13 protein-coding genes are annotated in these 12,973 nt (G+C 64.1%); 7 read left to right on the top strand and 6 right to left on the bottom strand.

Annotated features, from left to right (window positions below; genetic code table 11):
• The first annotated feature begins 71 nt into the window (after nucleotides 1-71).
• The 7 genes from IE101_RS05500 to IE101_RS05470 are packed head-to-tail and all read left to right on the top strand — an operon-like array spanning nucleotide 72 to nucleotide 6,368.
• A complete protein-coding gene (locus IE101_RS05500; protein WP_189632818.1) occupies nucleotides 72-2,357 on the top strand; it encodes a bifunctional salicylyl-CoA 5-hydroxylase/oxidoreductase in 2,286 nt (761 codons plus the stop codon).
• On the top strand, nucleotides 2,354-3,091 hold the full coding sequence (locus IE101_RS05495; RefSeq protein WP_189632817.1) for an SDR family NAD(P)-dependent oxidoreductase: 738 nt from the start codon (nucleotides 2,354-2,356) through the stop codon (nucleotides 3,089-3,091). The genes IE101_RS05500 and IE101_RS05495 overlap by 4 nt, the downstream gene beginning before the upstream one ends.
• Complete coding sequence (locus IE101_RS05490; protein WP_189632816.1) at nucleotides 3,088-3,573, top strand: MarR family winged helix-turn-helix transcriptional regulator; 486 nt, start codon at nucleotides 3,088-3,090, stop codon at nucleotides 3,571-3,573. The genes IE101_RS05495 and IE101_RS05490 overlap by 4 nt, the downstream gene beginning before the upstream one ends.
• Nucleotides 3,570-4,382: an enoyl-CoA hydratase family protein gene (locus IE101_RS05485; RefSeq protein WP_189632815.1), complete on the top strand. Its 813-nt coding sequence runs from the start codon at nucleotides 3,570-3,572 to the stop codon at nucleotides 4,380-4,382. Before IE101_RS05490 ends, IE101_RS05485 begins: the two co-directional genes overlap by 4 nt.
• A 51-nt stretch (nucleotides 4,383-4,433) precedes the next feature.
• Nucleotides 4,434-5,567, top strand: a complete 1,134-nt coding sequence (locus IE101_RS05480) for an acyl-CoA dehydrogenase family protein (protein WP_189632814.1) — start codon at nucleotides 4,434-4,436, stop codon at nucleotides 5,565-5,567.
• Nucleotides 5,564-5,983 (top strand): acyl-CoA thioesterase, encoded by a 420-nt coding sequence (locus IE101_RS05475; protein WP_189632813.1) that lies wholly within the window; start codon nucleotides 5,564-5,566, stop codon nucleotides 5,981-5,983. The genes IE101_RS05480 and IE101_RS05475 overlap by 4 nt, the downstream gene beginning before the upstream one ends.
• The gene (locus tag IE101_RS05470) at nucleotides 5,973-6,368 is read left to right on the top strand and encodes a RidA family protein (RefSeq protein ID WP_189632812.1); all 396 of its coding nucleotides are present in this window, start codon (nucleotides 5,973-5,975) and stop codon (nucleotides 6,366-6,368) included. The genes IE101_RS05475 and IE101_RS05470 overlap by 11 nt, the downstream gene beginning before the upstream one ends.
• Before the next feature lie 15 nt (nucleotides 6,369-6,383).
• Here the strand turns inward: IE101_RS05470 and glpK are convergent, their stop codons facing one another.
• From glpK to IE101_RS05440, 6 genes are all read right to left on the bottom strand, one after another.
• Nucleotides 6,384-7,874 carry a glycerol kinase GlpK gene (glpK, locus tag IE101_RS05465; protein WP_189632811.1) on the bottom strand — a complete coding sequence of 497 codons (1,491 nt, stop codon included), beginning with the start codon at nucleotides 7,872-7,874 and terminating at the stop codon, nucleotides 6,384-6,386.
• A gap of 96 nt (nucleotides 7,875-7,970) precedes the next feature.
• Nucleotides 7,971-9,695 (bottom strand): ABC transporter substrate-binding protein, encoded by a 1,725-nt coding sequence (locus IE101_RS05460; RefSeq protein ID WP_189632810.1) that lies wholly within the window; start codon nucleotides 9,693-9,695, stop codon nucleotides 7,971-7,973.
• 93 nt (nucleotides 9,696-9,788) lie between these two features.
• Nucleotides 9,789-10,205 carry a DUF2160 domain-containing protein gene (locus IE101_RS05455; protein WP_189632809.1) on the bottom strand — a complete coding sequence of 139 codons (417 nt, stop codon included), beginning with the start codon at nucleotides 10,203-10,205 and terminating at the stop codon, nucleotides 9,789-9,791.
• A complete protein-coding gene (locus IE101_RS05450) occupies nucleotides 10,205-11,008 on the bottom strand; it encodes a carbohydrate ABC transporter permease (protein WP_189632808.1) in 804 nt (267 codons plus the stop codon). The genes IE101_RS05455 and IE101_RS05450 overlap by 1 nt, the downstream gene beginning before the upstream one ends.
• Nucleotides 11,008-11,880: a carbohydrate ABC transporter permease gene (locus tag IE101_RS05445; protein WP_189632807.1), complete on the bottom strand. Its 873-nt coding sequence runs from the start codon at nucleotides 11,878-11,880 to the stop codon at nucleotides 11,008-11,010. Before IE101_RS05445 ends, IE101_RS05450 begins: the two co-directional genes overlap by 1 nt.
• Nucleotides 11,880-12,962, bottom strand: coding sequence for an ABC transporter ATP-binding protein (locus IE101_RS05440; protein ID WP_189632806.1), 1,083 nt, complete (start codon nucleotides 12,960-12,962; stop codon nucleotides 11,880-11,882). The genes IE101_RS05445 and IE101_RS05440 overlap by 1 nt, the downstream gene beginning before the upstream one ends.
• Between the last annotated feature and the right edge of the window lie 11 nt (nucleotides 12,963-12,973).

The following is a 12,973-nucleotide window of genomic DNA, read 5'->3' as shown; positions in this document are numbered from 1 at the left end:
AAGCTTGAAATTGTTTGGACCCGATGCAAATCTTCCCTCAACGGCGCATACGGCGTCATAGAGGAACGGCCATGAAGATTCTTTGCCTTGGCGGTGGTCCCGCCGGTCTTTACTTCGCCATTTCGATGAAACTGCGCGATCCCTCGCATCAGGTGACGGTGCTGGAACGCAACCGCGCGAATGACACCTTCGGTTGGGGGGTGGTGCTGTCCGATGACGCGCTGAGCCGGATGCAGAAGAATGACCCGGTCAGCACCGATGCGATCCGGTCGCATTTCGCCTATTGGGACGACATTGCCACCATCCACAACGGGGTGCGGATCGTTTCGGGCGGGCATGGCTTTGCCGGGATCGGGCGCAAGCAACTTTTGATCCTGCTGCAGGCCCGCGCGCGTGAGCTGGGCGTGGACATGCAGTTCGAAACCGAATTCCGCGCGGCCGAGGAATATCGCAAGGACTATGACCTTGTCGTCGCCTCCGACGGGATCAACAGCGTCGTGCGCCGTGATTATGCCGATGTCTTCAAGCCCGATATCGACACGCGCCTATGCAAGTTCGTCTGGCTGGGCACGCATCAGAAATTCGATGATGCCTTCACCTTCATTTTCGAGAAGACCGAACATGGCTGGGTCTGGGCTCATGTCTACCAGTTCGACGACAATACTGCGACCTTCATCGTCGAAACCCTGCCCGAGACTTGGGACCGCTGGGGTTTTGCCGCGATGTCGAAGGAGGAAACGGTCGAGACCTGCCGCAAGATCTTTGAGCGCCATCTGGGGGGGCATGATCTCATGTCCAACGCGGCGCATCTGCGGGGGTCGGCGGTCTGGATGCAATTCCCGCGGGTGATCTGCGAAAAATGGTATCACGAAAACATCGTCCTGATGGGCGATGCTGCGGCGACGGGGCATTTCTCGATCGGGTCGGGGTCGCGTCTCGCCTTCGACAGCGCGATTGCGCTGGCTGAATATCTGCACAGCGAACCCGACATGCAGGCCGCCTTCGCCCGCTATCAGGAAGAGCGCCGGGTCGAAGTGCTGCGCCTGCAATCGGCGGCGCGCAACTCGCTGGAATGGTTCGAACAGGTCGAACGCTATCTGGATATGCCGCCGATGCAGTTCGCCTATTCGCTGCTGACCCGCAGCCAGCGGATCAGCCATGAAAACCTGCGCCTGCGTGACCCCGACTGGCTGGCCGAGGCCGAGGATTGGTTCGCCGAACAGGCAGGGGGCGAAAAGGGCCGCCGTCCGATGTTCACGCCCTTCCGCCTGCGGAACATGACGCTGAAGAATCGCATCGTGATGTCGCCCATGGCGCAATACAAGGCCGTGGATGGCTGCCCGACGGATTGGCATTTCACCCATTACGCCGAGCGCGCCAAGGGCGGTGCGGCGCTGATCTATACCGAAATGACCTGCGTGTCGGCGGATGGACGCATCACCCCCGGCTGCCCCGGCCTTTATGCGCCGGAACATGAAGCGGCGTGGAAACGTCTGGCCGATTTCATCCATGCGGAAACCAGCGCGAAGCTCTGCCTGCAGATCGGCCATGCCGGGCGCAAGGGATCGACCTGCGTGCCTTGGGACGGGGGGATCGACGCCCCCCTGCCCGATGGCAACTGGGATCTGATCAGCGCCAGCCCCTTGCCCTACAAGCCCAACAGCCAGACCCCCCGTGCCATGACGCGCGCCGATATGGACCGCGTGAAGGCCGATTTCGTTGCCGCCGTGCAGATGGCCGACCGCGCCGGGGCCGACATGATCGAAATGCATGCCGCCCACGGCTATCTGCTGGGCAGCTTTGTCAGCCCGGTAACCAACCGCCGCGACGATGCCTATGGTGGCAGCCTCGAAAACCGCCTGCGCTACCCGCTGGAGGTTTTTGCCGCGATGCGCGCGGCCTGGCCTGCGGACAAGCCCATGTCGGTGCGGATCAGCGCCCATGACTGGATCGACGGCGGCGTCACCCCCGCCGAGGCGGTCGAGGTCGCGCGCGCCTTCCATGCCGCCGGTGCCGATATCATCGACGTCTCCTCGGGTCAGACCGACCCGGCGGAAAAGCCGATCTATGGCCGGATGTTCCAGACCCCGTTCAGCGATAGGATCCGCAACGAGGCGGGGATTCCCACCATGACCGTGGGCAATATCAGCGACTTTGATCAGGTGAACGGCATCCTGATGGCGGGCCGGGCTGATCTGGTCTGTCTGGCGCGCGCGCATCTGGCCGATCCCTACTGGACGCTGCACGCTGCTGTGGCCCAGGGTGATACGGCCAGCGAATGGCCCGCGCCCTACAAGGGGGGCCGCGATCTGCTGTTCCGTCTGGCGCAGAAACAGCAAGAGGCGATCCGCGCATGACAATGGCAGGCAAACGGGTGTTGATCACCGGGGGGGGAACCGGGGTCGGGGCCGATCTGGCCCGCGGCTTCGCCGCCGCCGGGGCCGAGGTGGTGATCGCCGGGCGGCGCCTTGCGCCGCTGCAAGAGGTTGCCGCCCGCACCGGCGCCCGCGCCCTAGTGGCTGATGTCACCGATGAGGCCGCCGTGACCGCCCTGTTTGCCGAAGCTGGCCCTTGTGATGTCGTCATCGCAAATGCGGGCGCGGCCGAAAGCGCGCCCTTGACCAAAACCTCGCTGGCGGAGTGGAACGCCATGCTGGCGGTGAACCTGACGGGGGTCTTCCTGACTTTCCGCGAAGGGCTGCGCCAGATGCCGGGCTGGGGGCGGCTGATCGCCGTTGCCTCGACCGCCGGGCTGAAGGGTTATGCCTATGTCGCCCCCTACGCGGCCGCGAAACACGGGGTGGTGGGGATGACCCGCAGCCTCGCCCTTGAGGTCGCGCGGCGGCCGGTCACGGTCAATGCGCTGTGCCCCGGTTTCCTTGATACCGAAATGACCGAACGGTCCGTCGCCAATATCATGGCCAAGACCGGGATGGAGGCCGCCGCCGCCCGTGCCGCACTCGAGGCGACAAACCCGCAAAAGCGGCTTATCCAGCCGGCTGAGGTGACGGCGGCTGCGCTTTGGCTGTGCGCGCCGGGATCAGAGGGGATAAACGGTCAGGCAATCGCCATTGCCGGAGGGGAAACATGACCGATCCCGCGAAACCCGACGCCACCCGCAGCAGCCTGTCGAAACGCCGCCTGAAAACCTGGATCCGCCTTCTGGGCGTGACGCGGCGGGCCGAAAACCACCTGCGCGAATTCCTGCGGGTGAATCACGACACGACGCTGCCCCGCTTTGACGTGATGGCGGCGCTGTGGCGGCGTCGCGATGGGATGACGATGACCGAGCTGAGCCGCGCCCTGCTGGTGTCAAACGGCAATGCGACGGCGGTGGTGGACCGGCTGGAAAAGGACGGGCTTGCCCGCCGGACCCCCAGCGTTTCGGACCGCCGCACCATCCATGTCGCGCTGACCGATGAAGGACTGCGCCAGTTTGAGGGCCTTGCCGCCGACCACGAACGCGAGGTGGACGCCCTGTTCGCGGGGCTGAGCGATGCCGATCTGGAAAGCCTGTCCGACATCCTGCGGCGCGCGCTTGAAAAACGAGAGACGGAAAGGGACAGCGGATGACCGAACTCGCCGGGCTACAGCCCAAGCATTTCCTGTGGGAGGTCAAGGACCGGATCGCCACCGTGCGGCTGAACCGCCCGGACCGCAAGAACCCGCTGAGCTTTGACAGCTATGCCGAGCTGCGCGATACCTTTCGCGCGCTGGTCTATGCGACCGATGTCGATGTGGTGATCTTCGCCTCGAACGGCGGGAATTTCTGCTCGGGCGGTGATGTGCATGACATCATCGGGCCGCTGGTCGGCATGGACATGAAGGGCCTTCTGGCCTTTACCCGCATGACCGGCGATCTGGTCAAGGCGATGATCGGTTGCGGCAAACCCATCATCGCGGCGGTCGAAGGGGTCTGCGTGGGGGCGGGGGCGATTGTGGCCATGGCCTCGGACCTGCGGCTGGCGACGCCCGAGGCGAAATGCGCCTTCCTTTTCACCCGCGTGGGTCTGGCGGGCTGCGACATGGGCGCCTGCGCCATGCTGCCCCGGATCATCGGGCAGGGGCGGGCGGCAGAGCTGCTTTATACCGGGCGGGTGATGGAGGCCCACGAAGGGGCGGCCTGGGGTTTCTGGAACGCGCTGCATGCGCCCGAGGTGCTGGAGACCGAGGCGCTGAAGCTGGCCCGGCGGCTGGCGGCAGGGCCGGTCTTTGCCCATGGCATCACCAAGACCCAGCTGAACCAGGAATGGAACATGGGGCTGGAACAGGCGATCGAGGCCGAGGCCCAGGCGCAGGCCATCTGCATGCAGACGCAGGATTTCGCGCGGGCCTATCACGCCTTTGTCGCGAAGGAAAAACCGGTGTTCGAGGGGAACTGACGTCCCGGGGCTCTGCCCCGGACCCCGGGATATTTGGACCAAGGTGAAAACATGGGCGACAAGACTTTCCTCGACTGGCCGTTTTTCGAGGCCAGGCATCGTGACTGGGCCGCGCGGCTGGAAGACTGGTGCGCGGGGCTGGCGGTGGACCATGGCGATACAGATGCAGCCTGTCGGGGGCTTGTGGCCGATCTGGGCGCGGCGGGTTGGTTGCAGGTCACGGGCGCGGCCGAGGGCGAGCGGCTGGATGTGCGGACGCTCTGTCTGAGCCGCGAGATTCTGGCGCGCCATGACGGGCTGGCCGATTTCGCCTTTGCCATGCAGGGCTTGGGGATGGGGGCGGTGTCGCTGTTCGGGACGCCCGCGCAGCGCGACTGGTTGGCGCGGACGCGCAGCGGGGCCGCGATTGCGGCCTTTGCCCTGACCGAGCCGGGGTCGGGGTCTGATGTGGCGAATACCGCCACCACCGCAACGCGGGTGCCGGGGGGATACAGCCTGACGGGGGAAAAGACCTATATCTCGAACGGCGGGATCGCCGATGTTTATGTCATCTTTGCGCGCACGGGCGAGGCGCCGGGGGCGCGGGGCCTTTCGGCCTTTCTGATGCCCACCGATACCCCCGGCCTTGAGGTGGTGGAGCGGATCGATGTCATGGCACCGCATCCATTGGCCCATTTGCGCCTGACGGGGGTCGAGCTTCCGGAAAGCGCGTTGATCGGCCGGGCAGGCGAGGGGTTCAAGATCGCCATGTCGGTGCTGGATGTGTTCCGGGCCACGGTCGGTGCAGCGGCGCTTGGCTTTGCCCGCCGCGCTCTGGACGAGGCGCTGGCGCGGGTGCAGAGCCGCCGCATAGGGGGCGAGGCGCTGGCGAACCTCCAGATGGTGCAGGGGCATCTGGCGGATATGGCCCTGGAGATCGACGCCGCCGCCCTTCTGATCTATCGCGCCGCCTGGACCAAGGACATGGGCGCCCCGCGAGTGAGCCGGGAAGCCGCGATGGCCAAGCTGTACGCGACCGAGGCCGCGCAGCGCGTGATCGATGCCGCCGTGCAGCTGCATGGGGGGGATGGCGTCCGCCACGGCTTTGCGGTGGAGCGGCTTTACCGCGAAATCCGTGCGCTGCGGATTTACGAGGGTGCGTCGGACGTGCAGCGCGTGGTCATCGCGCGGAGCGTGCTGGGATGATCTATCGCCGCCCCATTCAGATCGAATTCAACCACTGCGACCCGGCCGGGATCGTCTTTTACCCCCGCTATTTCGAGATGACGAATTCCGTCATCGAGAACTTTTTTGCCGAGGTGCTGCACTATCCCTTTGCGCGCATCCATATGGAGGAACACGCCGGGGTGCCCACTGTGAAGATCGCGGCAGAGTTTTACGCGCCGTCGCGGTTGGGCGATGTGCTGACCTTTGCGCTGGAGGTGGAGCGGATTGGCCGGGCCAGCGCCACGGTGATGCTGCGCGGCGCGGTGGGGCCCGAGGCACGGATGCAGGCGCAGATCACGCTCGTTTGGGTCATGCCGGATGGCCGGTCGGCCCCCTGGCCCGAGGTGATCCGCAACAGATTGACCGCTTTCATGGAGACGCGCGATGACGCATGAGGTTCTGCACCCCAAAAGCTGGAAGGCCACGCCGGGCTATTCCAACGGCATCGCGGCGACGGGCCGCATGGTCTTTACCGGCGGGTTGATCGGCTGGAATGACCAGCAGGAGTTCGAGACGGATGACTTTGTCGGTCAGGTCGAGACGGCGTTGAAATCCATCGTCGCCGTGCTGGCCGAGGCGGGCGCGCGCCCTGAACATCTGGTGCGGCTGACCTGGTATGTCACGGATAAGAAAGAATATCTTGCCAACCTCAAAGACCTGGGCCGTGTCTACAAGGCGGTGATCGGGCGCACCTATCCGGCCATGGCGCTGGTGCAGGTCGTAGCCCTGGTGGAAGACCGCGCCAAGGTGGAGATCGAGGCGACCGCCGTCATTCCCTGACCCTGTGGCGGGCGATCAGCCGAAGCTGATCGTTGCGGCCACGGCGCGTTTCCAGCGGCCATAGCGCGCTTCGCGGTCGGCTTCGGTCATGTCGGGGCGGAAGGTGCGGTCAAGCGCCCAGGTCGCCGCGAATTCGTCAGGGCCGGGGCAGACGCCCGCGCGCCACCCGGCGAGCCAAGCCACGCCAAGCGCGGTGGTTTCCAGCACCTGCGGCCGGTCCACTGCCGCGCCCAGAATGTCCGACAGGAACTGCATGGCCCAGTCTGATGCGGTCATGCCGCCATCGACGCGCAGGGTAGGGGTGGCGCCGTCGGCCTGCCAGTCTGCATGCATTGCCTCCAGCAGGTCGCGGGTCTGATAGCCCACACTTTCCAGCGCGGCGCGGGCCATTTCGGCAGGCCCGGACGCGCGGGTCAGGCCAAAGACCGCCCCGCGACATTCGGCATTCCAATAGGGCGCGCCCAGGCCCACGAAGGCCGGAACGATCACAACGCCTTGGCCTGCATCGGCGGTTTCGGCCAGCGGCTGGGTCTCTTTCGCCTCGCGGATGATCCGCAGCCCGTCACGCAGCCATTGCACCACCGCGCCCGCAATGAAGATCGACCCTTCCAGCGCATAGGTGGGCTTGCCGTCGATCTGATAGGCGATGGTGGTGAGCAGGCGGTTCTGTGACCGGACCATGCGGTCCCCGGTATTGAGCAGGGCGAAGCAGCCGGTGCCATAGGTCGATTTCATCATGCCGGGCTGGAAACAGGCCTGCCCCACGGTGGCGGCCTGCTGGTCGCCAGCGACGCCCAGGATCGGGATCTCGCGTCCAAAGAGATCGGCGCGCGTCATGCCAAAGTCGGCGGCGCAATCCTTCACCTCGGGCAGCATCTGCATGGGGATGCCCAGCCGGTCGCAGATGGTGCGCGACCAGCGGCCATTGCGGATGTCATAGAGCATGGTGCGCGCGGCATTGGTGGCGTCGGTCGCATGGGTGCGGCCGCCGGTCAGCTTCCAGATCAGGAAGCTGTCCACCGTGCCGAACAGCAGCTCGCCCGCCTCGGCCCTTGTGCGGGCGCCTTCGACATTTTCCAGAATCCAGCGCAGCTTGGTGGCCGAGAAATAGGGGTCGAGCAGCAGGCCGGTGCGGCTGGTGACCTCTTCCTCGAAGCCTTCGGCACGCAAGCGGGCGCAATCTTCGGCGGTGCGGCGATCCTGCCAGACGATGGCGTTATAGACGGGTTGGCCCGTGACCTTGTCCCAGACCAGTGTCGTTTCGCGCTGGTTGGTGATGCCGATGGCGGCAATCGACTGGGCATCAATCCCGGCGCGTTCGATGGCCGAACGGGTGACGGCGGCGACGGTGGACCACAGATCCGCCGGATCATGTTCCACCCAGCCCGAGGCGGGGAAGATCTGGGGGAATTCCTCTTGCGCCGAGGCCACGGGCCGCAGCGCCGCATCAAACAGGATCGCGCGCGATGAAGTGGTGCCCTGATCGATGGCAAGGATATGGGTCATGGCTGTCAGTCCGTCCTTCAACTTGGCAAAGCGGCCCGCACGGGGCCGTTCGGCCAAGGTGAAAAGGGGGCAGGTGACCCTGCCCCCAGACCCGACTTACTGCCAGGATTTGATCAGCTCGTCATAGGAAACGGTTTCGCCCTGCGGCTTTTCGTTTTCCAGTTTGGCCACAGGGGCGCCGGGGGCATCCAGCCATTCCTGCGGGTCTTTCTCTTCGTTCATCTTCGGCCCGATGTCGCCCTGAACGCCAGCGCGTTCCAGACGTTCCAGCACCTTTTCCTGCTCGGCGCAGAGGGCATCCAGCGCTTCCTGCGGGGTCTTGGACCCCGACATGGCATCGCCGATGTTCTGCCACCACAGCTGCGCCAGCTTCGGATAGTCCGGGATATTGGTGCCGGTCGGCGACCAAGCCACGCGGGCGGGCGAGCGGTAGAATTCGACCAGGCCGCCCAGTTGCGGCGCACGATCGGTGAAGGACTGGTGCTGGATCGTCGATTCCCGCGCGAAGGTCAGGCCGATGTGCGATTTCTTCACATCCACCGTCTTCGATGTCACGAACTGCGCGTAAAGCCAGGCGGCCTGCGCGCGATCGACCGGGGTCGATTCCATCAGCGTCCAAGAGCCCACGTCCTGATAGCCGACCTTGGTGCCTTCCTGCCAATAGGCGCCGTGCGGGCTGGGGGCCATGCGCCATTTCGGCGTGCCATCTTCGTTCATCACCGGGGTGCCGGGTTTGACCATGTCGGCGGTGAAGGCGGTGTACCAGAACATCTGCTGGGCGATATTGCCCTGCGCGGGCACCGGGCCAGCCTCACCGAAGGTCATGCCCTGCGCTTCCGGCGGGGTGAACTTCTGCAGCCAGTCGATGGCCTTGGTCACGGCGTAAACCGCCGCCGCGTCGTTGGTCGCACCACCGCGCGCCACGCAAGAGCCGACGGGACGCGAGTTTTCGTCCACGCGGATGCCCCATTCATCGACCGGCAGGCCGTTGGGTTCGCCCTTGTCGCCCATGCCGGCCATCGACATCCAGGCATCGGTATAGCGCCAGCCAAGCGACGGATCCTTCTTGCCGTAGTCCATGTTGCCATAGACGCCGGAGGCCGGCCCCCCGAGATAGCTCATGTCGCGGCCGGTGAAGAATTCCGCGATGTCCTCATAGGCCGACCAGTTCAGCGGAACGCCCAGCTCGTAGCCATATTTGGCCTTGAAGTCGTCCTTGGTCTTTTGATCCGAGAACCAGTCGTAGCGGAACCAGTAGAGGTTCGCGAACTGCTGGTCGGGCAGCTGATACAGCTCGCCGTCCGGGGCGGTGGTGAACTTGGCGCCGATGAAATCGGCCAGATCGAGGTTCGGGTTGGTAAAGGCCTTGCCGTCGCCTTCCATCCACTTGGTCAGGCTGCGCGCCTGCTTGTAGCGCCAATGCGTCCCGATCAGGTCCGAGTCGTTGATATAGGCGTCATAGATGTTCTCGCCCGACTGCATCTGCGTCTGGAGCTTTTCCACCACGTCGCCTTCGCCGATCAGATCATGGGTGATCTTGATGCCGGTGATCGCGGTGAAGGCCGGGGCCAGAACCTTGGATTCGTATTCATGCGTGGTGATCGTTTCCGAGACGACCTTGATTTCCATCCCGGCCAAGGGTTTGGCGGCATCGACGAACCACTGCATCTCGGCTTCCTGATCGGCGCGCGACAGCGCCGAAAGATCACCGATTTCCGCATCGAGGAAGGCCTTGGCGGCTTCCATATCGGCCCAAGCGGGGGCCGCGCCGGTGGCCATCAGCGCAAGCGCGATGGCGGTGGTGGTCTTACGCAATCTCATGAATTCCTCCCAGAAGTGAGATTTCGTTGAACGTCGCTGAACCGGGGCGCGCGTCTTGGGGTTGTTTCGCGCCCCGACCCGTTTCATGGCCCGTCAGACCCAGCGGAACACCGCCACGGCATAGACAAGGCAGATCGCCAGCGCCCACCAGACCGGGGCGCCGAAGAAGAAGAGCCAGCCCAGATGGATGAGGGCCGACCCCAGAAGGGTGATGAACAGGCGGTCGCCGCGCGTTGTTTCAATCCGCAGCACACCGCGGCGCGGCGTTTCGGGGAAGCGGATCGCCAGCAGCGTGAACAGCACCAGCAGCCCCGCGATGATATAGAAGAACAGCGCGACCGGCAGGCTCCAGGCCATCCAGCCCCCGGGCGAGATCTGTTCGAACCATTCGATCCCGTCCTCGCTGCGTGGGGCGATGGCGATCAGCGCGGCCAGACCGGCCAGCCACAGCCCCCCTGCGGTGGCGGAAATCGCGGTCCAGTTCGGGCTTTTTGCGGAAGCGGCAGACATCACACCCTCCCCAGGGCAAAGCCCTTGGCGATGTAGTTGCGGACAAAGTAGATCACGAGCGCACCGGGAATGATCGTCAGAACACCCGCCGCTGCCAGCACCCCCCAATCCATCCCCGAGGCGCTGACCGTGCGGGTCATGGTGGCCGCGATGGGCTTGGCATTGACCGAGGTCAGCGTCCGCGACAGCAGAAGTTCAACCCAGCTGAACATGAAGCAGAAGAAGGCGGCGACCCCGATGCCGCTTGCGATCAGCGGCATGAAGATCTTCACGAAGAACCGCCAGAACCCATAGCCGTCGATATAGGCGGTTTCGTCAATCTCTTTCGGCACGCCGCGCATGAACCCTTCCAGGATCCAGACCGCCAGCGGCACGTTGAACAGGCAATGCGCCAGCGCCACGGCAATATGGGTGTCGAACAGCCCGACCGAGGAATAGAGCTGGAAGAAGGGTAAGGCGAAAACCGCGGGCGGCGACATGCGGTTGGTCAGCAGCCAAAAGAACAGGTGCTTGTCGCCCATGAAGCTGTAGCGGCTGAAGGCATAGGCCGCGGGCAGGGCCACCGTGATGGAAATCACCGTGTTCATCACCACATAGATCAGGCTGTTGACATAGCCCATGTACCAGCTCGGATCTGTCAGGATGATGACATAGTTCCGCAGCGTCAGGTCATTGGGAAAGAGCGTGAAGCTGCCGAGGATTTCGGCATTGGTCTTGAAGCTCATGTTCACGAGCCAGTAGATCGGCACCAGCAGGAACAGCAGGTAGATGCCCATCACGAAGGCTGAGGGTTTCACGCGCATCATTTGCCCTCCGCTTTGTCGAGGTTGGTCATCACCGTGTAGAAGACCCAGCTCACCAGCAGGATCACGAGGAAATACATGATCGAGAAGGCCGCCGCCGGGCCGAGGTCGAATTGCCCCACGGCCATCTTCACCAGATCGATCGACAGGAAGGTGGTCGAATTGCCCGGTCCGCCGCCCGTGACCACGAAGGGTTCGGTGTAGATCATGAAGCTGTCCATGAAGCGCAGCAGCACCGCGATCAGCAGAACCCCCTGCATCTTCGGCAGCTCGATATAGCGGAACACGGCCCAGCGGGTCGCCTGGTCGATCTTGGCGGCCTGGTAATAGGCCTGCGGAATGGACTGCAGCCCCGCATAGCACAGCAGCGACACCAGCGAGGTCCAGTGCCAGACATCCATCACGATGACGGTGATCCAGGCATCCATCGGATCATTGGTATAGTTGTAGTCGATCCCGAAGGCCGCCAGCGTATGGCCCAGAAGGCCGATGTCCACCCGCCCGAAGATCTGCCAGATCGTGCCGACCACGTTGAACGGGATCAGCAGCGGCAGCGCCATCAGCACCAGGCAGAACGAGGCCCAGAACCCGCTTTTGGGCATGTTCAGCGCGATATAGATGCCCAGCGGCACCTCGATCGCCAGAATGATCGCGGAAAAGATCACCTGCCGCCCCAGCGCGCCATGCAGCCGGTCCGAGGTCACCATTTCTTCGAACCATTCCAGCCCGGCCCAGAAGAATTCATTGTTCCCGAAGGTGTCGTTCACCGAATAGTTCACAACGGTCATCAGCGGGATCACCGCTGAAAAGGCCACCAGCACCAGCACCGGCAGCACAAGGAACCACGCCTTGTTGTTCAGCGTCTTGTCCATCAGTTCTCCTCCCCCTCGGGGCTGACGCGCCAGTCGTCGGCGTAGACGTTGATCTTTTCCGGGGCGAAGAGGACGCGGTTGGCATCGGCGTCGATCTCCATGCCCTCGGGCAGGGTGACATTGACATTCGCCCCGGCCACGGTGCCGCGGATGATGCGGTGGCGGCCCACGTCTTCCACCCGGCGGATGCTGAAGGGCAGCCCGCCACTACGGCCCAGAACGCAGAATTCGGGCCGGATACCGATCTGGACGCGCCCTTTCGGCGGGGCATAGCTGGCCCCCAGCGCCAGCGTCTCGCCCAGCACGGTGGCGGTGTGACCCGCGACCGTAGCATCAAAGAAATTCATCCCCGGCGAGCCGATGAAATAGCCCACAAAGCTGTGGCCGGGCCGTTCAAACAGCTCTTGCGGGGTGCCCATCTGCACCACGCGCCCGTCATACATGACCACCACCTTGTCGGCGAAGGTCAGCGCCTCGGTCTGGTCATGGGTGACATAGATCATCGTATGGCCGAATTCGCGGTGCAGCGTCTTGAGCTGCGTCCGCAGTTCGAACTTCATATGCGGGTCGATCACCGTCAGCGGTTCGTCAAAGAGGATGGCATTCACATCCTCGCGCACCATGCCACGGCCAAGGCTGATCTTCTGCTTGGCATCGGCGGTCAGGCCGCGGGCCTTGCGGTTCAGGATCTCTTCCATGCCGATCATGGCGGCGATCTGGTTCACGCGCGCCTTGATGTAATCGGGCTCCATCCCGCGGTTGCGCAGCGGGAAGGCGAGGTTGTCGCGCACCGTCATGGTGTCATAGACGACCGGAAACTGGAACACCTGCGCGATATTGCGTTCGGCGGTGGCGGCGTCGGTGACATCGCGGTCGCCAAACAGCACGCGGCCGTGGCTGGGCCGCAAGAGCCCCGAGATGATGTTGAGCAGGGTGGATTTCCCACAGCCCGACGATCCGAGAAGGGCATAGGCGCCGCCGTCCTGCCAGACGTGGTCCATTTCCTTCAGCGCAAAATCCGCATCGGCGGTGGCATTGGGTTTGTAGCTGTGGGCAAGGTTCTTGAGCGTGATCTGTGCCATGGTCCCGCGCC

This window comes from Gemmobacter lanyuensis, assembly GCF_014652355.1.
GTDB classification, from domain to species: Bacteria; Pseudomonadota; Alphaproteobacteria; order Rhodobacterales; family Rhodobacteraceae; genus Gemmobacter; species Gemmobacter lanyuensis.
The sequence above is the reverse complement of the archived record's forward strand: the minus strand, read 5'-3'. Positions and strand labels throughout refer to the sequence as shown.

Bases quoted from the DNA above. Each gene is read 5' to 3' on its own strand.
- IE101_RS05500 (WP_189632818.1), top strand. From the start codon at position 72: ATGAAGATTCTTTGCCTTGGCGGTGGTCCCGCCGGTCTTTACTTCGCC.
- IE101_RS05495 (WP_189632817.1), top strand. From the start codon at position 2,354: ATGACAATGGCAGGCAAACGGGTGTTGATCACCGGGGGGGGAACCGGG.
- IE101_RS05490 (WP_189632816.1), top strand. From the start codon at position 3,088: ATGACCGATCCCGCGAAACCCGACGCCACCCGCAGCAGCCTGTCGAAA.
- IE101_RS05485 (WP_189632815.1), top strand. From the start codon at position 3,570: ATGACCGAACTCGCCGGGCTACAGCCCAAGCATTTCCTGTGGGAGGTC.
- IE101_RS05480 (WP_189632814.1), top strand. From the start codon at position 4,434: ATGGGCGACAAGACTTTCCTCGACTGGCCGTTTTTCGAGGCCAGGCAT.
- IE101_RS05475 (WP_189632813.1), top strand. From the start codon at position 5,564: ATGATCTATCGCCGCCCCATTCAGATCGAATTCAACCACTGCGACCCG.
- IE101_RS05470 (WP_189632812.1), top strand. From the start codon at position 5,973: ATGACGCATGAGGTTCTGCACCCCAAAAGCTGGAAGGCCACGCCGGGC.
- glpK (WP_189632811.1), bottom strand. From the start codon at position 7,874: ATGACCCATATCCTTGCCATCGATCAGGGCACCACTTCATCGCGCGCG.
- IE101_RS05460 (WP_189632810.1), bottom strand. From the start codon at position 9,695: ATGAGATTGCGTAAGACCACCACCGCCATCGCGCTTGCGCTGATGGCC.
- IE101_RS05455 (WP_189632809.1), bottom strand. From the start codon at position 10,205: ATGTCTGCCGCTTCCGCAAAAAGCCCGAACTGGACCGCGATTTCCGCC.
- IE101_RS05450 (WP_189632808.1), bottom strand. From the start codon at position 11,008: ATGCGCGTGAAACCCTCAGCCTTCGTGATGGGCATCTACCTGCTGTTC.
- IE101_RS05445 (WP_189632807.1), bottom strand. From the start codon at position 11,880: ATGGACAAGACGCTGAACAACAAGGCGTGGTTCCTTGTGCTGCCGGTG.
- IE101_RS05440 (WP_189632806.1), bottom strand. From the start codon at position 12,962: ATGGCACAGATCACGCTCAAGAACCTTGCCCACAGCTACAAACCCAAT.